Genomic DNA, 1,336 nt, shown 5'->3' on the forward strand with positions numbered 1-1,336 from the left:
GGTTCTAATACCGAAAATGAATTATTTGAAATAAATGATGGAAAGTCCAAAAATTCAAATATAAAGTTTTTATTTATTGCTCATCGTGAAGAATTGCTGGAAAATGCAATGAATGTCTTTTCAAAAATTCTTAAAATTGATAAAAATGAATTTGGAAGAATTTACGGTGGCTTAAAAGAAATTAATAAAAGCATGATTTTTGCTTCTATTCAATCATTAAGAAATTGTTATAATGAATTTAAACATAATTTCTTTGATTATATCATAGTTGACGAATTTCATCATTCAATGTCAGACAGTTATTTAAAGACGCTATCGTATTTTCAGAGTAAATTTTTGCTAGGTTTGACAGCAACTCCTAAACGTATGGATGGCAAGGATATTCTTTCGCTTTGTGACTATAATATTGTAGATGAAATTGGAATAAAAGAGGCTTTGGAAGAGGATTTAATTGTGCCTTTTCATTATTTTGGCGTGAATGATTATATGATTAATTATGATAATATTCCTTACAAAAATGGGAAATATAATGAAAAAGTATTATTAGAAAATTTATTACTGAACACACGTACCGATTATATTGTTGAAAAAATCAATAAATTTGGTTTTGATGGTGATAAATTGAGTGCTGTTGCATTTTGCCAAAATATAGAGCATGCTTTTTTCATGAAAGAAGAATTTACAAACAAAGGCTATAAATCTGCTGTAATCACAGCAAATACAAGTTCAAACGAAAGATCAGAAATTTTAGAAAAATTTAAAAATAAAAAAATTGAAATTTTATGTGTAGTAGATATTTTAAATGAAGGAATTGACATTCCAACAATTAATTTACTGCTATTTTTACGTCCTACAATGTCCTCAACGATTTTTATACAGCAAATTGGAAGAGGATTAAGAAAGGCTGAAAATAAAGATTTTGTTACAATTATTGATTTTATTGGAAATCATAAAAAAGATTACTTGTTAATAAATTATTTTTCAAACGAAGTTGATAATAAGGATACTTTATTTACTAAAAAAGAAAAAATAATAAACGAAATAAAAAATCAATTTTCAAATATTCCAAAATCATGCTATGTAGAGCTGGATAGAGTTTGTCAAAATCGTATTATTGAAAAAATCGAAAAAATTAACTTTAGTTCTAAAAATATTTTAAAAGACTTGTATTTAGATTATAAAGAAGAAATTGGCAAATCTGAAAATGAAATTTTAAAAGTAAGTGATTTTGATACAAATATCGAATTATTTCAAGAATTATCCCTAAAATTAGGCTCATTTTATAATGCACAATTACAATTTGAAAATTCTAAAATTTTTAAAAATGAAAATGAGA

Annotated in this window: 1 protein-coding gene; it reads left to right on the forward strand. The window is 24.6% G+C overall.

Translation table 11 applies throughout. The features are described from left to right. The coding region (locus Q0370_RS06285; protein WP_299573545.1) for a DEAD/DEAH box helicase at positions 1-1,336 on the forward strand (1,336 nt) is incomplete at both ends.

Source organism: uncultured Leptotrichia sp. (assembly GCF_938036635.1).
GTDB classification, from domain to species: Bacteria; Fusobacteriota; Fusobacteriia; order Fusobacteriales; family Leptotrichiaceae; genus Leptotrichia; species Leptotrichia hongkongensis.